Raw genomic sequence first — 20,512 nt, 5'->3', positions numbered from 1 at the left:
CCGCCGCCTCACAACCAGCCGCGGTCCTGGGCGATCCGTGCCGCCTCGCTGCGGGTGCTCGCCCCGGTCTTGCCGATCGCGGCGGACAGGTGGTTGCGGACCGTGCCCTCGGACAGGTGCACCCCGGCGGCGATGGTCGAGACCGTCGACCCGTCGAGCGCGAGCGTCAGCAGCTGGCGCTCGCGGTCGGTGAGCGGGCTCGACCCGTCCATCAGCGACTCGGCGGCCAGGTCGGGGTCGATGACCCGCAGCCCGGCGTGCACCCGGCGCACGGCGTCGGCGAGCTGGCGCGCCGGGGTGTCCTTGACGACGAAGCCGGACGCGCCGGCCTCGATCGCGCGGCGGACGTAGCCGGGGCGTCCGAAGGTCGTCACCACGAGCGACCGGACGCCGGGCAGCGCGCCGCGGAGCGCGGCCGCGGCGTCGATCCCGGTCATGCCGGGCATCTCGATGTCGAGCAGGCACACCTCCGCGCCCGACTCGCGGGCGGCGTCGACCACCTCGTCGCCCCGCCCCACCTGGGCGACCACCTCGAGGTCCGGCTCGAGGTCGAGCAGCGCGGCGAGCGCCCCGCGCACCAGCGCCTGGTCGTCGGCCAGCAGCAGCCTGATCACGGCAGTCCCACCTCCACTCGCGTCCCGGGCGTCGCCGGGGTCACGGTCAGCGTGCCACCCGCGCCCTGCACCCGCTCCCGCATCCCGCGCAGGCCGTTGCCCTCGGGGCCGGTCGGGCCCGCGCCGTCGTCGGTGATCGCGATGCCGTGGGCGCCGAGCTCGATCCGGACGGATCCCGCGCCGGAGTGGCGTACGACGTTGGTGACCGACTCCCGCAGCACCCAGGCCAGCAGCGCCCGGTGGCGCGGGTCGGTGTCGGCGACCTCGCCGACGACCTCGGTCGTGACGCCCGCGTCGGCGAGCACGCGCGGAGCCGCGGTCACCTCGGCGTCGAGGTTGGCGGCGCGCAGCCCACCGACGGTCGCCCGCACCTCGGCCAGCGCCGAGCGGGCGGTCTCCTGGATCGACTCCAGCTCGGCCTTCGCGCGCTCGGGGTCGAGGTCGATGAGCCGCGCGGCGAGCTCGGCCTTCACCGAGAGCGCCGTCAGCGAGTGCCCGAGCACGTCGTGGACGTCGCGGGCGACCCGCTCGCGCTCGGCGACCAGGGCGAGGGACTGGCGGGTGGCGTCCGCCTTCACCTCGGCGTCGGTCAGCAGCCGGACGATGGTGCAGCCGCCGATGATCGGCCACACCAGGATGAAGAAGAAGACGGGGAAGTCGTCGCTGCCGAAGAGCGACAGGACCGGCACCGCGGCGATCGCCGGGGTGGTCCAGCGCCACTGCGGGGCCGGCACCTGGAGCGCCGAGTACGCGCCGAGGTACGGCGTCACGCCGAGGGCGTCGACCCCCAGCACGGGGACGAGGGCGGCGGTCAGCGTCACCAGCCCGGCGAGGACGAGGAGGGCGTGCTGCGACCAGACCGTGTAGCCGAGGACGTAGAGGACCGCGAAGACGGCGATCGCCGCAAGGGTGGCGGTCGTCGCGAGGGGCGGGGCGTCGGACTGCAGGGCGCTCGCGACCGGGAAGAAGAGGAAGCCCAGCCAGATGACGGCCATCGCCCAGCCCCAGCGCTGCCAGGGGCTGGACGGGTCCTCGGCGGTCGACGCGGGCCCGTGCAGGTGGCTCACGCTCGCGCCCGGCTGCGGCGCAGGCCCCACATCGCCACCAGGGAGAAGATCACGGTCCACGCGAGCACGTTAGCGACCGGCAGCCACAGCGGGTCGTGGCCGCCCATCGGGAGGTGGCCCTCGGTGAGCGGGTAGCGGGCCAGCGCGGCGTAGCCGTAGAGCGGGGTGAAGCGGCCGAGGTCGAGCATGAAGCCGTCCATCGGCGTGAAGACGTTGCCCAGGAAGGCCAGCACCACGATCACCCCGGAGGCGATGCCGGGTGCGTTGGGGCTGCGGACGGCGAGGCAGACCGCGAGCCCGTAGAGGGCGAAGAGCGCCGAGCCGAGCCAGGTGAGCGCCGCGGCGAGGGTCCAGTCGGTCCAGTCGCCGCGGGCGCCGGTGACCGCGCCGATGGCGAAGATCGCGGCGACCGGCACGGCCGCGACGACCATCGCGATGCCCGCCTTGGTGAGGACGAAGGCGAGGGGCCGCATCGGGGTCAGGCCGATCTGCCGGCCCCACCCCATCACCTGCTCGGCGGCGGCGCTGCCCGCGACGCTCGTCGTGGCGGTGACCGCGCCGTAGGAGGCCATCGAGATCATCACGTACATCGCGACGTTGCCGGAGCCGACCGTGTCGTCGGTCCCGAGGCCGAAGACGAGGTACATGAAGGTCGGCAGCCCGACCACGAAGAACATCGCGAACCGGTCGCGCAGCTGGCGGCGCAGGTCGAGCCGGGCATAGGTGGTCATCGACGGCCGCGGCGTGGGGCGTACGCCGCCCGGCGCGGTCACGGTGGGCTGGGCGGGGGCGGTGGCGAGCTGGTCGGTCATCGGGTGGCTCCGGTTCCTGCGAGGGCGGCGTCGGTGGTCGGGCGGGCGTCGGCGGCGGGGGTGCTGGTGAGCGCGAGGAACGCGGCCTCGAGGCTCGCGGCGGAGACCTCGAGCCCGGTCACCCCGAGCGGCTCGAGGGCGCGCTCGACCTGGGCGAGCCAGTCGGCGTCGATGCCGTCGGCGCCGACCACCGCGGCGGGCGGGCGGAAGGTGACGGTGCGCCCGCCGTACGCCGCGCGGACGTCGGTGGTGGGGGCGTCGTGGACGATCCGGCCCCCGGCCATCAGGACCGTGCGCTCGGCGAACTCGTCGGCCTCGGCGAGGTAGTGGGTGGCGAAGACGATGGTGCGGCCCTGCGCCGCGTCCTCGCGCATCGCGGCCCAGAACTCCTGGCGCGCGGCGACGTCCATGCCGGTCGTGGGCTCGTCGAGGACCACCAGGTCGGGGTCGGGGACGAGGGCGAGGGCGAACTTGAGCCGCTGCTGCTCGCCGCCCGAGCAGGCCTGGACGCGTCGCCCGGCGAGCTCGCCGAGCCGGGCCCGTTCGATGACGGCGGCGACCCGGTCCAGCCGGCCGTGCAGCGCGGCGATCGCGCGCACCGTCTCCTCGACGGTGAAGTCCGGCAGCAGGCCGCCGGTCTGCATGACGGCCGACACCCGGCCGGCGCGGACCGCGGCGCCCGGCTCGAGGCCGTACACCTCGACGGTCCCGGCGTCGGGCCGGGTCAGGCCGAGCAGCATGTCGACGGTCGTCGTCTTGCCGGCGCCGTTGGGGCCGAGGAAGGCGACGATCTCGCCGGGCTGGACGGTGAGGTCGACGTCGTCGACCGCGAGGACCGGGGTGCCGTCAGCCTGGCGGAACTGCTTGCGCAGCCCGGTGGCGCGGATCGCTGGAGTGCTCATGCGTCCAGCCTGTCCGCGCGGCGCCCCCGGCCCCTCGGGGAGTTGTCACGACCTCACCGTGACACCTGTCATCGGCGCGCGCGGGGGGTTCGCTGCCGCTCGAGGGTGGCGGCACACGACATCGGATCCGCGGCCCGTGAGGTCGTACGCCGCCACGGTCGCTGCAGTCGGCGGGTGCTGTGCACCCGAGGTTCGTGCTGTGCACCCGAGATCTCGGGTGCACAGCACGAAAGTCCCCGGATATCCGGGGACTTTCGGGCAGGGATGCGTCAGCGGACGATCAGAAGGCCGACTCGTCGAGGTCCATCAGGTCGAGGGTGGTCGCCTCGGCGATGGCGCGCTCGGAGCTGATCTTGGGCAGGTTGGTCTGCGCGAAGAACTGCGCCGCGGCGACCTTGCCCTCGTAGAAGACCTTGTCCTTGGCCGAGACCTCGCCGGCCAGCTTGGCGAGCGCCACGTCGGCCTGGCGCAGCAGCAGCCAGGCGCAGACCACGTCACCGAGCACCATCAGCAGGCGCGAGGTGTTGAGGCCGACCTTGTAGATGTTGCGCTGGTCGTCCTGCGACGACATCAGGTCGTTGATCATGTGGCCGACGATCGCGTTGGCGTCCTCGAGGGCGGTGGCGAGCAGCGCGCGCTCGTTCTTGAGCCGGCCGTTGCCCGCCTCGGAGGTGATGAAGCCCTCGATCTCCTTCGCCAGGTGGCCGAGCGCGCGGCCCTGGTCCTTGACGATCTTGCGGAAGAAGAAGTCCTGGCCCTGGATCGCGGTGGTGCCCTCGTAGAGGGTGTCGATCTTGGCGTCGCGGACGTACTGCTCGATCGGGTACTCCTGCAGGAAGCCGGAGCCGCCGAAGGTCTGCAGCGACTCGGTGCCGAGCAGGACCCACGAGCGCTCGGAGCCGTAGCCCTTGACGATCGGGAGCAGCAGGTCGTTGACGGCGGCGGCGAGGCGCGCCTCGTCGGAGTCCGCGGTGCCGGCGTGCTCGGCGACCATGACCTGGTCCTGCCACGTCGCGGTGTAGAGCACCAGCGCCCGCATCGCCTCGGCGAACGACTTCTGCGTCATGAGCGAGCGGCGTACGTCGGGGTGGTGGGTGATCGTGACGCGCGGGGCGGTCTTGTCGGCCGCCTGGGTCAGGTCGGCGCCCTGGACGCGCTCCTTGGCGAACTCGAGCGCGTTGAGGTAGCCGGTGGAGAGGGTGGCGATGGCCTTGGTGCCGACCATCATCCGGGCGTTCTCGATGACCTGGAACATCTGCGCGATGCCGTCGTGGACCTCGCCGAGCAGCCAGCCCTTGGCGGGCTCGCCGCCGCCGACCTGCGGGTCGCCGAAGGTGACCTCGCACGTGTTGGAGACCTTGATGCCCATCTTGTGCTCGACGTTGGTGACGTAGACGCCGTTCCGCTCGCCGGTCAGCTCGCCGGTCTCGAGGTCGAAGTGGTGCTCGGGCATCCAGAAGAGCGAGAGGCCCTTCGTGCCCGGGCCGCCGACGCCCTCGACGCCCTCGGGGCGCGCGAGCACGAGGTGCATGATGTTCTCGCTCATGTCGTGGGTCGCGCTGGTGATGAAGCGCTTGACGCCCGTGATGTTCCATGAGCCGTCGTCGTTGGGCGTCGCCTTGGTGCGGCCGGCGCCGACGTCGGAGCCCGCGTCGGGCTCGGTGAGCACCATGGTGCAGCCCCACTGGCGGTCGACCATGTGCTGGGCGACGGCCTGGTCGCGCTCGTTGCCGTTGCGGTGCACCACGTTGGCGAAGGCGGGGCCGGCGGCGTACATCCAGATCGGGGCGTTCGCGCCGAGGACCATCTCGCCGATCGCCCAGATCAGCGAGGACGGCGCGGGCGTGCCACCCATCTCCTCGAAGACCTGCAGGCGCCAGAACTCGGCGTCCATCCACGCCTGGTAGGACGTCTTGAACGACGCGGGCACCGGCGCGGTGTGGGTGGCGGGGTCGAAGACGGGCGGGGTGCGGTCGCTCTCCTCGTAGGACGCGGCGAGGTCCTCGCGGGAGAGGCGCTCGACCTCGCGCAGGATCTCGCGGGCGCTCTCGCCGTCGACGTCACCGAAGGGACCGGTGCCGAGCACCTCGTCCCGGCCGAGCACCTCGAAGAGGTTGAACTCGATGTCGCGGAGGTTGGTCTTGTAGTGGCTCACGGGGCTTCCACCTGTTTCCGGTCGTGGCGTTCTCGGGGGCGGGCAGCGCTGCTACTCGCCGGTAACAAAATGATGCCTCGCCGGCGGGCACGGCGCAACACGAATGGCAGATGTCGGGAGTCACACGTGCCCGGATCCCTCCCCACGGGATGGGTGGCCGGTCCCCGATTCCGGGTAGATCGGGCGTGGAAGGACACGCCGCTGCCTAGATTGGTTTTGTCTATCACCGAAAGTATGTCTACTCTTTCACCCGACAAACAACGTGGTGCACCGTGCTCGGTCGAGCGCCACCCGATCCGACACCCGGACCTGATGGAAAGGAGCTCGCCCGATGCGCAAGCTCATCGTTCTCGGCTTCGTGGGCCTCATCGCCCAGCTCATCGACGGCTCGCTCGGCATGGCCTACGGCGTCACGTCCTCGACGCTGCTGCTCGCCGCGGGCGTCGCTCCGGCCGCCGCCTCCGCCGCCGTCCACTTCTCGGAGCTCGGCACCTCGCTGGTCTCCGGCGCCTCGCACCACAAGTTCGGCAACGTCGACTGGCGCACCGTCTCGATCCTGGCGCTGCCCGGGTTCGTCGGCGCCTTCGCCGGTGCGACGCTCCTGTCGAACCTCGACGCCGCCGTCGCCAAGCCGGTCGTCGCGGTGATCCTGCTCAGCCTCGGCTTCTACGTCGTCTACCGCTTCCTCAAGCTCGGCGGCGCGCGCCCGACCTTCAAGGGCCACCCCTCCGCGTGGTTCCTCGCCCCGATGGGCCTCGTCGCCGGCACCCTCGACGCCGTCGGCGGCGGCGGCTGGGGCCCGGTCGGCACCACCTCGTTGCTCTCCAGCGGCCGCCTCGAGCCCCGCAAGGTGGTCGGCTCGATCGACACCTCCGAGTTCGTGGTCGCCGTCGGCGCCTCGCTCGGCTTCCTCCTCGGCCTCGGCTCGGCCGGGATCAACTGGGGCTACGCCGGTGCGCTGCTCGTCGGCGGTGTGATCGCCGCCCCGATCGCCGCCTGGCTGGTCAAGCACCTCGCCGCCCGCGTCCTCGGTGTCGCCGCCGGTGGCCTGATCATCCTCACCAACTCCAAGACCCTGCTCGAGGCCGTCGGCGTGCCCGGCGTCGGCATCGCGGTCGTCGCCGCCGTCGTCTTCGTGCTCTGGGTCACCGGCATCACCTGGGCGGTCCGCCAGGAGCGCGCCGCCCGTGCGCAGGGCCTCGACGACCCTGACCTGGAGCCCGTCTCCGCCTGACCTGCGTCCCGCACGCGCGCCGCCGCCTCCCGCCCCTGCGGGGTGGCGGCGTACGTGTGTGGAGGACCGGTGGAGCCAACGAGCACTGTCTGGACCGACACATCTGACAAACTGGCCTTATGCGCGTCTCCGCCAAAGCCGACTACGCCCTCAGGGCCCTCATCGAGATCGCGGTGCGCGCGGACGGTGCCGCCGTCAGCGCCGAGCAGCTCGGCCGTGCCCAGGGCATCCCGCACGGCTTCCTCCAGGCGATCCTCGCCGACCTCCGACGCGCCGACGTCGTGGTGTCGCAGCGCGGCCAGTCCGGCGGCTGGCGCTTCGCCCGCAAGCCCGAGTCGGTGACCGTCGCCGACGTCATCCGCGCCGTCGACGGCCCGCTGGTGTCGGTCTACGGCCTGCGCCCCGAGGCGGTCGAGTACGACCAGTCCGCCGAGGTCCTCCAGCACGTCTGGATCGCCGCGCGCAGCTCGCTGCGCTCGGTGTTCGAGCAGGTCACCATCCAGGACCTCGCCGACGGCACGCTGCCGCAGGGCGTGAAGGCGCTCACCGAGGACGAGGACGCCTGGCAGCCGCACTGACGGGTGCGGCGCACCTCAGGCGGCGAGTCGCCGCGTGAGCTGCTTGCGCCGGCGACCGACTCGGGCGAGGCGCTTGTCGAGGCGCGCCTCCTGCTCGATCAGCGCGATCCGCGCGACCTGGGCGGCGAGCTGCTCGTCGGTGAGCCGTGCGGGGAGCACGTGCGTCCGCGCGGTGTCGACCTGCGAGGTCCACGCCTCGGGCGGCGCGGAGGAGAACCCGCTCGTCACGACCAGCACGACCCGCAGGCCGGCCAGCCCGTCGAGCGCCAGCGCGACCTGCTCGGGCGTGGCGTCGACGAGCTCCGGGACGCTCACGAAGCAGTCGGCGCGCGACTTCCAGGCACGCCGGCACACCCGCGCCCAGGCGCCCTCGACCTGCTTGCGCCTGAGGCCCGCTGCCTTGTGCGTCCGGGTCAGCTCGAGGCCGGCGTGGTGCAGCGTCACCGGGCTGACGTCGGGCACCGCCACCGCGCCCAGGGCGAGCGTGCCCGCCATGGCGCGGACGTCGACGGGGCCGGGGCCGATGTGCAGGAGGAGCAGTCGCTTGGCCATGCGGTGAGCGTGCGCCGGCGGCGCGACGGGCGGGTGAACGCGCGCCCACGCCCGGTCGAACTCCGCGCGGCGACGCCGCCCGTGCCTACGGTGGTGTGACGCGACGGCGCTCCCGTGCGTCTCATCGTTGACGCCGGAACAACCCAGGGAGAGACATGCCCCGCTCGACGGAGGAGTTCGAGGAGTTCGCCATCGCGCGCACCCCCCAGCTCTACCGCGCCGCGTGGCTGATGTGCGGCGACGCCCACCGGGCCGAGGACCTCGTCCAGGAGACGCTGGCCAAGGTCTACGTCCGGTGGCACCGTCGCCTGGGCGGCCCGATCGAGCACCCGGTCGCCTACGCACACACGACGTTGACGCGCACCTTCATCAGCGCCCAGCGCCGTCGCAGCAACCACGAGACACCGACCGAGACGCTGCCGGAGACCGTGGAGCAGGGTGGGGACGCCGCCACCTCGCTCGCCCTCCGCGACGCGCTCGCCCAGCTGGCACCCCTGGACCGCGCGGTCCTGGTGCTGCGCTACCTCGAGGACGTGTCGGTCGCCGACACCGCGGACGCCCTCGGGGTGAGTCCGGGTGCCGTGCGCAACCGGACGCTCCGCGCCCTCGAGCGTCTCCGTGCCGTGCTGGGCCCGTCCCTCCGAGACCTGCTCGAGATCTAGGAGATCCCATGCCCACCGACGAATCCGGCGTCACCGAGCTCCTCCGCCGTGCCAGTGACGGCCTCACCCCCGACGTCGACCGCCTGGTCGGCGGCGGCATCACCCGCGGTCGCGCCAGGCAGCGCCGCGCCAGGATCGGTACGACGGTCGCCTCGCTGGCCGTGATCGGCGTCATCGGCACGCTGGCGGCCGTCGTACCCCAGCTCGGCGACCCCGACGGGCGCGGCGCCGAGACCGAGGTCGCCGACCGGCGCGACGCCGTCACCACCCGCGCCGCCAATCCCGACCGCCCGCCACCCGCCGACGAGCTGCGCCCCCTGGTGCCACCGCAGCAGATGGCCGACGCCCTCCGCGAGATGACCGGCGCCACCGAGGTGCGCTCCGTCGAGGTCGACCAGTCCGGCCAGGACCTGCCGCGGCTCTACTACGCGACGGTCGAGGGCGCGCAGGTCTCGTTCAGGATCCGCTGGTACAACAACCCGGTCGTCGTCCTGGACGGTGGCGAGCCGCTCGCGCCGAGCGTCGTCTGCGAGCCGGCGCCCGACGTCGACTGCACCACGCTGCCCGACGGCTCGCGGCTGCTGCGCCAGGAGGCGTACGCCAGCGGCGGCGGGTCGCCCGCCTACCAGGAGCGGACCGTCACGCTCGGCACCGCCGACGGCTGGCAGATCGACGTGATCGCCCGCAACACCGCGGTCGAGAAGGAGGGCGAGGTGGTCGCCGACGCCCCCGTCCTCACCATCGAGCAGCTCGAGGCGCTCGCCACCAGCGAGGCCTGGTACGCCTAGTAGCGGTCGACCTGCACGGCCGACAGCCAGGTCAGCAGCGGCCGCAGTGCCCGCCAGTCTTCGCGGACCCGGTCGACGAGCCCCGCGTCGAGCGCGTCGGCCTCGAAGCCGTAGGACCGACCGACGAAGAGCTGCTTGTGGCGCAGCAGGTGGATGCGCGGGTGGTCGGCGGGGTAGCCGCGCGGCGAGGTCTTGAGCTGCTCGCCGCCGACCTCGAAGCCGCCCTTCTCCAGTCGCCGCAGCAGCCGGTCGAGCGCCTTCCCGGTCTTCTCGTCGGCCATCGCCTCGCGGACCGCGGCGAGCCGCGGCCCGTCGGCGTCGTAGAACCCGCCGCCGACGCGGGTGCCGCGCGGCGAGATCTCGAAGTACCACCCGGTCGCCGGCGCCACGCCGACGAACGCACCCTGGTGGGTCTTGTAGGGCGTCTTGTCCTTGGCGAAGCGCACGTCGCGGTAGGGGCGGAACACCTTGGCGCTGCCGAACTCCGGCTCCAGTGCGGCCATCAGCGCCTTCATCGGCGCCTGCACCGACTCCTGCCAGACGTGCTTGTGCGCCTCCCAGAACGACTTGGTGTTGTCGACCTCGAGGTCGTCGTAGAAGTCGAGCGCGGCGACGGGGAATCCGGTGAAGCTCACGTCACCCGACGCTAGCCCAGACCTGCTCGTCCCCCTGCTCCCCGAACGACGAGAGGGTCACCACACCGCCCCCGCAGACCGGCTCGCCGAGGAACGCGTTGCCGGTCGACGCGGACTCGTAGGCCACCTCGAGCGTGTGGTCGGGAGTCCAGCGCATCAGCCGCGCGGGCTCGTCGGCACCTTGCGGGTCGCGGACGAAGAACACCGAGCCGCCGCACGGCAGCGCGCTGCCCGTCGTGCCGGGGCCGAGGTCGAGGAAGGAGCCGTCGACCGAGGCGTAGAGGTGGGCCTCCTCCTGCCGGCGCGGCTTCGGGACCTCCGACCACACGACGCCGTCGGGGGTGGCCGCGACGTCCCAGCCGAGGCACTCGGTGGGGCCCTCGACGGGCTGCGGCAGGCCGCTGCCGTCGAGGAGGTTGAGGGTGCGGCAGGCGACGGGACGGGCGTCGTCGAAGGTCATGATCCCGACGCCGTCCGCGCTCGCGGTCAGGCCCGAGAAGCCCGACCGGTCGGGGGCGCACCAGCCGTCCTCGCCGTTGCTGTCGGCGAGCGCGACGGTCGCGAGGCAGTACGCCCGGTCGTCGCCGTAGGTCGGGAAGTAGAGGTCGCCCGCGGTGAGCGCCCACGAGCCGCCGCTGGCCGCGGCGGGGGAGACGACCTCGCGCTGCTCGCCGGTGGCGAGGTCGACCGCGACCACCTGGCTGGGCGCGGTCTCGGCCGTGTCCTGCTTGACGACGACCGCCCAGTCCTCGCTCAGCAGGACCTCGGAGATCGTGCGGCCACTGCCCGCGGCGACGTCGACGGACGTGCCGTCGCGCCGGATCTCGACGCGGGTGTCGCCCTCGTCGGCGAGCGCCTCCCACTCGGGTCCCCTGACGAGGCCGACACCGGCCGGGACGCCGGTGTCCTGCCAGTCGAGCAGCGCCTCGGTGGGCTCGACGAGCGTCGGGTCGTCACGGGTCCCGCCGACCGGTCCGCTGCCGGGGTCGTCCGCCGGTGCGCTGCTCGACGACTCACCCGGTCGTCCGGGCGTCGGCTCGGCGTCGGTGCCGCAGGCCGTGAGGGCGAGCAGCAGGGCGAGCGCGAGGGTCGTACGCCGCACCTCAGACGCCGACGTTGTGCTGGAAGTGGGCGAGGTTGGCGCGGTAGGACCGGTACGCGTTGCGCCACTGGACGCGGCCGATCGCGGGCTCGCTCGGGTCGAACTTCGACTGGTCCCACGGCTCGAAGTAGCCGAGCTGCGGGTTGCCGCCGGGGTTCTGGTCGAAGCCGCGGCCGACCTGGAAGTGCCCGCTCGCGTCGTCGTCGAGGTAGGGGTAGAACTGCTTGAGCAGGACCGGGTGCAGCACGACCGGCGCCCGGTAGTCGTGCACGTGGCGCATCATCAGCCGGTACCACTGCTTGAACGTGAGGTCGCTGATGTCGAGGGCGATGTAGGGCCCGGCGTGGGACTCGTCGTCGTAGCCGGTCTTGTCGTTGACCACGCGCACCATGTCGGTGATCGCGGTGCCGGCGGTCGTGGTGCCGAGTCGGCGCGCCCAGTAGGACTGGCTCCTGCGCTTCCGGTCGTCGGCCCAGCCGATCGCCTGCATGGTCGCGGGGCCGCACCAGTACGTCTGGTTCTGGGCCCGGGCGACCTTGCTGGTGAGGATCTTCGAGCGCTCGGGGTAGGACCCGCCGAAGCCACCGCGCGCCTGCGGGTCGGTCGCGGCGGCGACCTCGGGGTGCCGGGCGGCGAAGTCCGCGGGCAGCTCCACGCCCTGGATCTCGTGGCGCAGCATCCAGACCTTGCCGACGGCCTGCGCGGCGGCCGTGAGCTCGGCGCGGTCGGCTTCCGCTCGTGCGGTGGTGCCGAGGCCGGCGCTGCGGGCCACCAGGGCGGCGGCGTCGAGGTCGCCGGTGCGCTCGCGGCCGAGCACGGGACGCGCCTGCAGCCGGGCGGCGAGCGCCTCGCGGGACTGGTTGGTCCAGCCGAAGCCGAGGCAGTAGCGCTGCCCCTCGAAGCTCGCGCACCGCACCGCGGCGAGCGCCCGGGCGGTGCGGCCGTTGGCGCGGTCGAGCAGGGCGCCCTCCGCGACGACACGGTCGATCTCCGCCTGCATCTCCGGCGTGACGGTGCCGCGACCGACGGCGCCGGGCGAGCCGGTGGACTCCGCGCTGGGCACGATCGCGCCCTGCTCGGCGTCGCCGTCGGGCAGGAACGGCACGGCGCCCAGGGTGAGCGCGAGGGCGGCAGCGGCGATGCCGGCGGGGTGGCGCCACAGCGGGCGGCGCGCGTCGTCCGAGGCGATCCGGTGGGCGAGCGCGCGGGCGGCGGGCCGGGGCAGGAGGCGGGGGAGGGGCGGGGGAAGACGCATGGGGAAGGAACCTCGATCCGGTGAAGCGGACGTCCCACTGTCCCCTCTGGTCACACGAGGTGCAAGTCGCACCAGGAGTTACATCGCAGTAGTTCGCCCAGCCCGATAGTCCGTGTCGAACGGCGCCTCCGGGCGCACCGACGAGGCGCCTGTTGATACGGACTAACGCGAGGCGCGAGGGCGCGGCCGGGGCGGGGGCGGCGGGCGCGGGCGAGGCGGCCGGGGCGGGCGCGCAGGGGCGGCCGGGACGGCCGGGGGCGGGCGCGCGGGGCGTACGCCTGTGGACGCCCAGGGGTAGTCCGCTGCGATCGGCCGGTCGACGGGCCCGCCGGACCGGCCGACTGCAGCGGACTACCGCAGCGGCCTGTGGACGAGCCGCGAGGGACACGTGGAGCGGATGACGAGACTCGAACTCGCGACATCGACCTTGGGAAGGTCGCGCTCTACCAACTGAGCTACATCCGCAGTGCCGTCCGGGGACGGCGGGCCGAACACTACCCGACGGGGTCAGCGCACGCTCGAGAAGCCCGGGTGCTTGGGGGTGACCGTGTCGCCCGACGAGCGCCCCGTGATCCGGCGGTGCACCCACGGGACGAGGAACTCGCGGGTCCACTGCGCGTTGGCGCGCCACTGCTCGCGGCGGGCCAGCACCGGGAGCGGCTCGACCACGACGGGCTCGCGGCCGTGCTCGACGCCGATCGCCTCGAGGACGGCGTGGGCCATGTAGGCGTGGCCCGAGGAGTTGAGGTGCATCCGGTCGGTGTCCATCGCGCCGTCGATCTCGACGTCGCGCATCCGCCACATGTCGACCACGGTCGCGCCGTGGCGGTCGGCGATCTCGCGCACCCACTCGTTGAAGATCGCCATCCGGCCGCGCACCGGGCCGTAGATGCCGCCGCCGCCCGGGTCGAAGATGGTGAACATGACGACCCGCGCGCCGGTGGCGCTCAGCCGGGAGATGGCGCCGTCGTACGTCCGGGCGAGCGCGTCGAGGTCGACCCGCGGGCGGAGCACGTCGTTGCCGCCGCCGTGGATCGTGACCAGGTCGGGCTCGAGCGCGATCGCGGCGTCGACCTGCTCGGCCACGATGGGGGCGAGCTTGCGGCCGCGGATGGCGAGGTTGGCGTAGCCGAAGTCGTCGGTCTGCTCCGCCAGCACCTCGGCGACGCGGTCGGCCCAGCCGCGCAGCCCGTTGGGGCGGGAGGGGTCGGGGTCGCCGACGCCTTCGGTGAACGAGTCGCCCAGGGCGACGTAGCGGTGGAAGGTCACCGATCCATTGTGGCGACCCCTCCTCGCGGCTCGAAAGGTGCCCTAGTGTCGGCTGCGTGCTGCTCTCCGACCGTGACATCAGTGCCGAGATCGACGCCGGGCGGATCGGCCTGCACCCGTGGGACCCCGCGATGATGCAGCCGTCCAGCATCGACGTGCGCCTCGACCGCTACTTCCGGGTCTTCGAGAACCACCGCTACCCCGACATCGACCCGATGGCCGACCAGTCGGACCTGACCCGCGAGGTCGAGCCCGGGGGCGACGAGCCGTTCATCCTGCACCCCGGCGAGTTCGTGCTCGGCTCGACCTACGAGATCGTCACGCTGCCCGACGACATCGCCGCGCGCGTCGAGGGCAAGTCGTCGCTCGGTCGCCTCGGCCTGCTCACCCACGCCACCGCCGGCTTCGTGGACCCGGGCTTCTCCGGCCACGTCACGCTCGAGCTGGCCAACGTCGCCACCCTCCCGATCAAGCTCTACCCCGGGATGAAGATCGGCCAGTTCTGCTTCTTCCGGCTGTCCTCTGCCAGCGAGCACCCGTACGGCTCCGAGAAGTACGGCTCGCGCTACCAGGGCCAGCGCGGCCCGACCCCGAGCCGGTCCTACCAGAACTTCCACCGCACGCAGGTCTGACGCCTACCTCCGCGCGCACGACGGCAAGCCCCGCCCGGCCGCCCATCCACACCCCCCGCGGTAGTCCGCTGCGATCGGCCGGTCCTCGGCCTGCGCGCACCGGCCGATCGCAGCGGACTACTGGTGGGGGCTGTGGAGGGCCCGCGCGTCCGGATCGTGGATTAGGTCATGCCCGCGTGACGTAATTGGCGCCGAGTGTGATTAGGCTGTCCTTAGTTAGGTCAGCCTCACCTCATCACGCACGGAGCCCCCATGAAGCGAACGCTCGCCGCGCCCCTGGCCGCGGCCACCCTCCTGGTCGCCGCCCTCACCGGCTGCAGCACCGGGTCCACCAGCGCCACCGACACCGCGGCGGAGCCGACCGCGACCACCTCGGCGGACCCGGACGCCTTCCCGGTCACCATCGAGCACGCGCTCGGCAGCACGACCATCGAGTCCGAGCCCACCCGCGTCGCGACGCTCGGCTGGACCGACCAGGACCACGCGCTCGCGCTCGGCGTCGTGCCGGTGGGCGCGACCGCGATCACGTGGGGCGGCAACGAGGGCCAGTCCACCGACTGGTTCGACGCGGCGGTCGAGGAGGCCGGCGCCGAGGCGCCCGTACGCTACGACGACGCCGACGGCGCGCCGATCGACGAGGTCGCCGAGCTCGCACCCGACCTGATCCTCGCCACCAACTCCGGCATCACCCAGGCCGAGTACGACAAGCTCTCCAAGATCGCGCCGGTCGTCGCCTACCCCGACGCGCCGTGGACCACCAGCTGGCAGGACTCGCTCGAGCTGGTCGGGGAGGCCCTCGGGCGCACCGAGCTCGCCGCGCAGGTCGAGGCGGACACCGAGGCCACCATCGAGCAGGCCAAGGAGGACAACCCCGACCTCCAGGGCGCCTCGCTGATCTACGGCTACCTCACCACCACCGACCTGTCGACGGTCGGGATCTACGCCCCGCAGGACCCGCGCGTCTCGATCCTGCGCGACCTCGGCATGGTCGACGCCCCGGCCGTCGCCGACGCGATCAAGCCCGGCGAGTTCTACGGCACCGTCTCGGCGGAGAAGGCGGCTGACCTCGACTCCGACGTGTTCGTGACCTGGGTCGACTCCGCGGACGCGGTCGACACGATCCGCGACGACAAGCTGGTCGGGGAGATCCCGGCGGTCGCCGACGGCCACTGGTACGCCGAGACCGACAAGCAGAAGGCGATGGCCTCGACCAACCCCACGCCGCTGTCGATCCCGGTGATCATCAGCGACTTCCTGCCCCAGGTCGTGAAGGCCGTCCAGGGCGCGTGACCACGCTGACCCCCGCCCGCGACGTCGCGGGCCCCGCCGCGCACGGCCGGGGCCCGCGGCGTCGCGGCCTGCCCGCCGCCGTCGCGGTCGCCCTCGTGGTGGTCGTGGCGGCCGGCGCGCTGTCGGTGCTGGTCGGCGCGCGGACGGTGCCGCTCGCGGCGGTCTGGGACGCCGACCACCCGCTCCACGCCGTGGTCGAGGCGCGCGTCGACCGGACCCTGCTCGGGCTCGCCGTCGGCGCGGCGCTAGGGCTGGCGGGCGCCCTGATGCAGGGCCTGACCCGCAACCCGCTGGCCGACCCGGGCATCCTCGGCGTCAACGCCGGCGCCACCTTCGCGATGGTCGTCGGGATGACCGCGTTCGGCGCGGCGACGATGGCGCAGTTCCTGCCGCTCGCCTTCCTCGGCGCCGCGGTCGCCGCCGTCCTGGTGCAAACCGTCGCCTCGCTCGGCCGCGACGGCGCCACCCCGATGAAGCTCGCCGTCACCGGCGCGGCCCTCAGCGCCGGGCTGGCCAGCTGGACCACCGGGTTGCTGCTCGCTGACCGCAAGACCATGGAGAGCTTCCGGTTCTGGCAGGTCGGGACCGTCGCCGGCCGCGGCGTCGACGTGCTGCTCACGGGTCTGCCGTTTCTCGTCGTCGGGGCGCTGCTCGCGCTGGCGGGCGCGCGGGTGCTCAACACCCTCGCGCTGGGCGACGACCTCGCCCGCGGGCTCGGACGTCGTACGACCCGCGACAGGCTCGTCGTCGCGCTCGCGATCGTGCTGCTGGCCGGCACCGCGACGGCACTCGCGGGACCGGTCGCGTTCGTCGGGCTCGTGGTCCCGCACGTGGTGCGGGTGTTCGTCGGCCCCGACCATGGGCGCGTGCTGCCCTTCTCGATGCTCGCGGGCGCGGCCCTCGTCGTGCTCGCCGACACCGCCGGCCGCGTCGTCCTCCCGCCCGCCGAGGTGCAGGTCGGCATCATGGCCGCCGTCGTCGGCGTGCCGGTGTTCGTCGCCCTCGTACGCCGCACGGGGAGGGCCCTGTGACCGTGACGACCTCTCGCCCGACCGCCCCGCCGCGCGCCGCGGCCGACGCCCTCGACGTGGTGCGCCGGGCGCGCCGGGGACCGCGGCGCCACCACCGCCGGGTCGTCGGCGGACTGCTGCTCGCCGTCGTCGGCGCCTTCGCCGTCCGGGTGCTGCTGGGCGACTACACCGTGACGATCCCCGACTTCGTGCGGATCCTGTCCGGCGAGCAGATCCCCGGCGCCACCTACATCGTGATGGAGTCCAAGCTGCCGCGGGCCGTGCTCGCGGTGCTGGTCGGCCTCGCCTTCGGCGTCGGCGGCGCGATCTTCCAGACCACGCTGCGCAACCCGCTCGCCAGCCCCGACGTGGTCGGGGTCAGCCTCGGCGCCAGCGCGGCCGCCGTCTCCGCGATTGCCCTGGCCGGCTGGTCGGGCGGCGCCGTGTCGCTCGCCGCGGTCGGCGGCGCGCTCGCGGTCGCGCTGCTCGTACGCCTCGTCGCCGGCGACCACTCCGGCTTCCGTCTCGTCCTGGCCGGCATCGGGCTCGCCGCCGCGATGCAGTCGGTCATCCAGTACGTCTTCACCCGGGTCGACGAGTGGGACGTGCAGCTGGTGCTGCGCTGGCTCACCGGCAGCGTCAACGGTGTCGCCTGGTCGACGATCGGCCAGCTCGCGCTGGCGCTCGTCGTGCTGCTGCCGGTCACGGCGTGGGTCGCCCGGTCGCTGCGCGCCACCGAGCTGGGCGAGGACACCGCGACGGGCCTCGGCGTCGGGCGTGGCCGCACGGACCTGCTGATGCTGCTCGCCACCCTGCTGGTCGGGGTGGGCGTGGCGGCGGCCGGTCCGGTGGCGTTCGTCGCCTTCGTGTCCGGGCCGATCGCCCGCGCGCTCAACCGCGGACGCACCACCCTGCTCGCCTCGGGGCTGGTCGGCGCCCTCGTCGTGCTCGTCGCCGACCACGCCGGGGCGTACGCCCTCGACATCAACCTGCCGGTGGGCGTCGTGACCGGCGCGTTCGGCGCCCCGTTCCTGCTCTGGCTGCTCGCCCGCGGCCCCGTCACCGCACAGCGCGGAAGGAGGGCGGCATGACCGCCACGCACGAGACCCACCGGCTCGAGGCCCGCGGCTTGACGCTGGGCTACGCCGACACCGCCGTCGTCGACGACCTCGACCTCGCGGTGCCGCCCGGCGAGGTCACCGTCATCGTCGGCGCCAACGCGTGCGGCAAGTCGACCCTGCTGCGCGGGCTGGCCCGGCTGCTGAAGCCGCGCGGCGGCAGCGTGCTGCTCGACGGCGAGGTGCTCCACCGGCTGCCGACCCGCCGGGTCGCGCGCACCCTCGGCCTGCTGCCGCAGAACCCGATCGCGCCCGAGGGCGTGACCGTCTCCGACCTCGTCGGCCGCGGGCGCCACCCGCACCACGGCCCGTTCGGCCGCTGGACCGCCGCCGACGAGCAGGCGGTCGCCGAGGCGCTGGTGCTCACCGACACCCTCGAGCTCGCCGACCGGGTGGTCGACGAGCTCTCCGGCGGTCAGCGGCAGCGGGTGTGGATCGCGATGGCGCTGGCCCAGGGCACCGACCTGCTGCTCCTCGACGAGCCGACCACCTACCTCGACGTCGCCCACCAGGTCGAGATGCTCGACCTGCTCGCCGACCTCAACGCCCGCCGTGGCACCACCATCGTGATGGTCCTGCACGACCTCAACCTCGCCGCGCGCTACGCCGACCACCTGGTCGCGCTGCGCCACGGGCGGGTCGTCGCCTCCGGCACGCCCGCCGAGGTCGTCACCGAGGACGTGGTGCGGACCGTCTTCGGACTGGACAACCGCGTCGTCGAGGACCCCGTCTCGCACACCCCGCTGGTGGTCCCCGTGGGCCGCCACCGCCCGCGCGCCCGCCCCGTCCCGACCGGCCCGTCCACCCAGGAGACCCGATGACCGTGACCGCCGCACCGCTGCCCCTGCTCTTCACCGAGGTCGAGGTGGTCCGGGTCGAACGGCTCTCGCCGAGCTTCGTCCGGGTCGGTCTCGGCGGCGCCGGGCTGGCCGACTTCGGCGTCGACGGCCCGCGCTGGGACCAGCGGATCAAGCTGGTCTTCCCCGACCCCGTGACCGGCGGCATCACCTCGACCGAGGGCGTCGACGACTCGTGGTACGCGACCTGGTCGCAGCAGTCCCCGGCCGAGCGCGGCCACATGCGGACCTACACGGTCCGTGACGTCCTCGGCTCCGGCGAGGAGACCGTCCTGGTCGTGGACCTGGTGCTCCACCTGGAGGGCGACCTGGTCGGACCGGGCTCCACGTGGGCCTCGACCGCCTCCGTCGGCGACCGGATCGTGGTCCTCGCCCCGCGCCGTGGCTTCCCCTACGGCGGCATCGAGTTCACCCCCGCGCCCGGCGCGGACCTGCTCCTGGTCGGCGACGAGACGGCCGTGCCGGCGATCTGCACGGTGCTCGAGCAGCTGCCGGACGACGCGGTCGGCACCGCGTTCCTCGAGGTGCCGGTCACCGGCGACGTGCAGGACGTACGCCGTCCCGCCGGGGTCGACGTCGTCTGGCTGCCGCGCCAGGGTCGCGAGCACGGGGTCGCCCTGCACGAGGCCGTGGTGGCCCACCTCGGGATCGCGGGCGCCCCCGTCGAGGTGGCTCCCGACGAGGTCGACCCCGACCTGTGGGAGACGCCGTCCTACTCCTCCTCCGGCGAGGAGGTGCCGGCCGAGGTCGGCGGTGTCGGCGGGACGTACGCCTGGATCGCGGGCGAGTCGAAGGTGGTCACCGGGCTGCGGCGACACCTCGTCGGTGAGCTGGGCTTCGACCGGCGGCAGGTCGCCTTCATGGGCTACTGGCGCCGCGGGGTCGCGATGAGGTCCTGACCCGCGGCGCCCGGCGCCTGCGTCAGCGGCGCTTGGGGGAGCGGGGGGAGTAGCGCACCCGCTCGGCGATGCGGTGGCGAGCGATGAGCTCGAGGTCGGTGAACGTGTCGTGCATGGCCGTGCTCCTTTCGGTGTCGTGACCCGGGGGTCAGCTTTGGTGGAGGGTGACGTCGCCCGAGGCCGTGGTCGCGCGGACCTCGAGGTAGGGCTGGTCGGGGGCGGGCTCGCCCGTGCGGGGCAGCGAGGACGAGAGCCGGCCGCTGGCGGTGCGGACGTCGGTCCACACCGGCGTCCCGGCGACCACGCCGATCCGGACGTCGCCGCTCGCGGTTTTGGCGGTGACCCGCCCGGGGCCGGCCTCGGCGACCACCAGGTCGCCGGAACCGGTCGTGAAGACGGCCTCGCCGACCAGCGAGCCGATCGCGGCGTCGCCCGACCCGGTCTTGACAGCGAGGTCGTCGCCCGCGGCGTCGACGCGTACGTCGCCGCTGCCGGTGGACACGACCAGCGAGGACGCGGCGCTGCGGACGACCACGTCGCCCGAGCCGGTCTTGATCCGGGCGTCGCCAGCGAGGTGGTGGGCCTCGAGGTCGCCGGAGCCGGACTGCACGAGCGTGGAGCCGTCGACGACGTCGAGCGTGACGTCGCCCGAGCCGGTCTCGACGCGCGTGTCGTCGAGGCGTCCGCGGGTCCGGACGTCGCTGCTGCCGACCTTGGCGGTGAGCGCGCTCGCGACGGGCACCTCGACGACGATGTCGGTGCGCGGGTCGCGACCGAGGAAGCCGCCGCTGCGCTGGGGCGCGAGGATCGCGATGCGTCGCGACCCGGTCCCGTCCTCGAGGTCGCGGACCTCGAACTCCTCCGCGCGCTCGCCGGTGATCCGGACGCTGGTCACGGTCGTGCCGCTCGCGGTCACCTCGACCAGCCCGCGGCCGTTCTCGACGTACAGCTCGATCGGCTCCGGGGTGTCGAAGGTGTGGTCCTGGTGGTTGCTCATGGGGTGTCTCCAACCTGCGTGAGGGTGTGGTCGGCCGACGGGCCGGCCGGTGCCGGTCCGCGTGGTGCGAGGGAGGGTCGGTGG

General features: G+C 73.5%; 21 protein-coding genes and 1 tRNA gene. 10 read left to right on the top strand and 12 right to left on the bottom strand.

Annotated features, from left to right (window positions below; translation table 11 throughout):
* Positions 1 to 8: 8 nt before the first annotated feature.
* The 5 genes from LN652_RS11725 to LN652_RS11705 all read right to left on the bottom strand — a co-directional run bounded on the left by LN652_RS11725 (position 9) and on the right by LN652_RS11705 (position 5,550).
* Positions 9 to 614, bottom strand: coding sequence for a response regulator transcription factor (locus tag LN652_RS11725; protein ID WP_230440811.1), 606 nt, complete (start codon positions 612 to 614; stop codon positions 9 to 11).
* Positions 611 to 1,681 (bottom strand): sensor histidine kinase, encoded by a 1,071-nt coding sequence (locus LN652_RS11720; RefSeq protein WP_230440810.1) that lies wholly within the window; start codon positions 1,679 to 1,681, stop codon positions 611 to 613. The genes LN652_RS11725 and LN652_RS11720 overlap by 4 nt, the downstream gene beginning before the upstream one ends.
* Positions 1,678 to 2,493: an ABC transporter permease gene (locus tag LN652_RS11715; RefSeq protein ID WP_230440809.1), complete on the bottom strand. Its 816-nt coding sequence runs from the start codon at positions 2,491 to 2,493 to the stop codon at positions 1,678 to 1,680. Before LN652_RS11715 ends, LN652_RS11720 begins: the two co-directional genes overlap by 4 nt.
* Positions 2,490 to 3,395: an ABC transporter ATP-binding protein gene (locus LN652_RS11710; protein ID WP_230440808.1), complete on the bottom strand. Its 906-nt coding sequence runs from the start codon at positions 3,393 to 3,395 to the stop codon at positions 2,490 to 2,492. Before LN652_RS11710 ends, LN652_RS11715 begins: the two co-directional genes overlap by 4 nt.
* A 280-nt stretch (positions 3,396 to 3,675) precedes the next feature.
* Positions 3,676 to 5,550, bottom strand: a complete 1,875-nt coding sequence (locus LN652_RS11705; protein ID WP_230440807.1) for an acyl-CoA dehydrogenase — start codon at positions 5,548 to 5,550, stop codon at positions 3,676 to 3,678.
* A 331-nt stretch (positions 5,551 to 5,881) separates the two neighbouring features.
* Between LN652_RS11705 and LN652_RS11700 the strand changes: the two genes are divergently transcribed.
* Both LN652_RS11700 and LN652_RS11695 read left to right on the top strand, forming a co-directional pair.
* Entirely contained in the window at positions 5,882 to 6,784 is a 903-nt protein-coding gene (locus LN652_RS11700; RefSeq protein ID WP_230440806.1) for a sulfite exporter TauE/SafE family protein, read from the top strand.
* 119 nt (positions 6,785 to 6,903) lie between these two features.
* Positions 6,904 to 7,362 (top strand): RrF2 family transcriptional regulator, encoded by a 459-nt coding sequence (locus LN652_RS11695; protein ID WP_230440805.1) that lies wholly within the window; start codon positions 6,904 to 6,906, stop codon positions 7,360 to 7,362.
* 15 nt (positions 7,363 to 7,377) lie between these two features.
* Here the strand turns inward: LN652_RS11695 and LN652_RS11690 are convergent, their stop codons facing one another.
* Positions 7,378 to 7,914, bottom strand: coding sequence for a hypothetical protein (locus LN652_RS11690; RefSeq protein ID WP_230440804.1), 537 nt, complete (start codon positions 7,912 to 7,914; stop codon positions 7,378 to 7,380).
* Between the two features lie 155 nt (positions 7,915 to 8,069).
* Here LN652_RS11690 and LN652_RS11685 point away from each other — a divergent pair, with 155 nt between their 5' ends.
* Positions 8,070 to 8,576, top strand: coding sequence for a SigE family RNA polymerase sigma factor (locus tag LN652_RS11685; RefSeq protein WP_230440803.1), 507 nt, complete (start codon positions 8,070 to 8,072; stop codon positions 8,574 to 8,576).
* An 8-nt stretch (positions 8,577 to 8,584) separates the two neighbouring features.
* Complete coding sequence (locus LN652_RS11680; RefSeq protein WP_230440802.1) at positions 8,585 to 9,364, top strand: hypothetical protein; 780 nt, start codon at positions 8,585 to 8,587, stop codon at positions 9,362 to 9,364.
* Here the strand turns inward: LN652_RS11680 and LN652_RS11675 are convergent.
* The 5 genes from LN652_RS11675 to LN652_RS11655 all read right to left on the bottom strand — a co-directional run bounded on the left by LN652_RS11675 (position 9,361) and on the right by LN652_RS11655 (position 13,625).
* Positions 9,361 to 9,999, bottom strand: a complete 639-nt coding sequence (locus LN652_RS11675) for a DUF2461 domain-containing protein (RefSeq protein ID WP_230440801.1) — start codon at positions 9,997 to 9,999, stop codon at positions 9,361 to 9,363. The two genes, LN652_RS11680 and LN652_RS11675, sit on opposite strands and share 4 nt — an antisense overlap.
* A gap of 1 nt (position 10,000) precedes the next feature.
* On the bottom strand, positions 10,001 to 11,101 hold the full coding sequence (locus LN652_RS11670) for a hypothetical protein (RefSeq protein ID WP_230440800.1): 1,101 nt from the start codon (positions 11,099 to 11,101) through the stop codon (positions 10,001 to 10,003).
* 1 nt (position 11,102) lies between these two features.
* Positions 11,103 to 12,356 carry a hypothetical protein gene (locus LN652_RS11665; protein ID WP_230440799.1) on the bottom strand — a complete coding sequence of 418 codons (1,254 nt, stop codon included), beginning with the start codon at positions 12,354 to 12,356 and terminating at the stop codon, positions 11,103 to 11,105.
* A gap of 389 nt (positions 12,357 to 12,745) precedes the next feature.
* Positions 12,746 to 12,821: transfer RNA gene (locus tag LN652_RS11660), tRNA-Gly, on the bottom strand.
* 42 nt (positions 12,822 to 12,863) lie between these two features.
* Positions 12,864 to 13,625 carry an SGNH/GDSL hydrolase family protein gene (locus tag LN652_RS11655; RefSeq protein ID WP_230440798.1) on the bottom strand — a complete coding sequence of 254 codons (762 nt, stop codon included), beginning with the start codon at positions 13,623 to 13,625 and terminating at the stop codon, positions 12,864 to 12,866.
* A 56-nt stretch (positions 13,626 to 13,681) separates the two neighbouring features.
* On the opposite strand from LN652_RS11655, the gene dcd reads away from it, so the two are divergent.
* The 6 genes from dcd (at position 13,682) to LN652_RS11625 (ending at position 19,431) form a co-directional block, all read left to right on the top strand.
* Positions 13,682 to 14,257: a dCTP deaminase gene (gene dcd / locus LN652_RS11650; protein WP_230440797.1), complete on the top strand. Its 576-nt coding sequence runs from the start codon at positions 13,682 to 13,684 to the stop codon at positions 14,255 to 14,257.
* Positions 14,258 to 14,509: 252 nt separating this feature from the next.
* Positions 14,510 to 15,547, top strand: a complete 1,038-nt coding sequence (locus LN652_RS11645) for an iron-siderophore ABC transporter substrate-binding protein (protein ID WP_230440796.1) — start codon at positions 14,510 to 14,512, stop codon at positions 15,545 to 15,547.
* Positions 15,544 to 16,578, top strand: a complete 1,035-nt coding sequence (locus LN652_RS11640) for a FecCD family ABC transporter permease (protein ID WP_230440795.1) — start codon at positions 15,544 to 15,546, stop codon at positions 16,576 to 16,578. The genes LN652_RS11645 and LN652_RS11640 overlap by 4 nt, the downstream gene beginning before the upstream one ends.
* 2 nt (positions 16,579 to 16,580) lie before the next feature.
* Complete coding sequence (locus tag LN652_RS11635; RefSeq protein WP_230440794.1) at positions 16,581 to 17,648, top strand: FecCD family ABC transporter permease; 1,068 nt, start codon at positions 16,581 to 16,583, stop codon at positions 17,646 to 17,648.
* Complete coding sequence (locus LN652_RS11630) at positions 17,645 to 18,496, top strand: ABC transporter ATP-binding protein (protein ID WP_230440793.1); 852 nt, start codon at positions 17,645 to 17,647, stop codon at positions 18,494 to 18,496. The genes LN652_RS11635 and LN652_RS11630 overlap by 4 nt, the downstream gene beginning before the upstream one ends.
* Positions 18,493 to 19,431: a siderophore-interacting protein gene (locus LN652_RS11625; RefSeq protein WP_230440792.1), complete on the top strand. Its 939-nt coding sequence runs from the start codon at positions 18,493 to 18,495 to the stop codon at positions 19,429 to 19,431. The genes LN652_RS11630 and LN652_RS11625 overlap by 4 nt, the downstream gene beginning before the upstream one ends.
* A 148-nt stretch (positions 19,432 to 19,579) precedes the next feature.
* Here LN652_RS11625 and LN652_RS11620 read toward each other — a convergent pair whose 3' ends face one another.
* Positions 19,580 to 20,428 (bottom strand): DUF4097 family beta strand repeat-containing protein, encoded by an 849-nt coding sequence (locus LN652_RS11620; protein ID WP_230440791.1) that lies wholly within the window; start codon positions 20,426 to 20,428, stop codon positions 19,580 to 19,582.
* Positions 20,429 to 20,512: the final 84 nt, after the last annotated feature.

The sequence above is a fragment of the Nocardioides okcheonensis genome (genome assembly GCF_020991065.1).
GTDB lineage: Bacteria > Actinomycetota > Actinomycetes > Propionibacteriales > Nocardioidaceae > Nocardioides > Nocardioides okcheonensis.
This window is presented reverse-complemented; position numbering and strand designations above follow the sequence as displayed.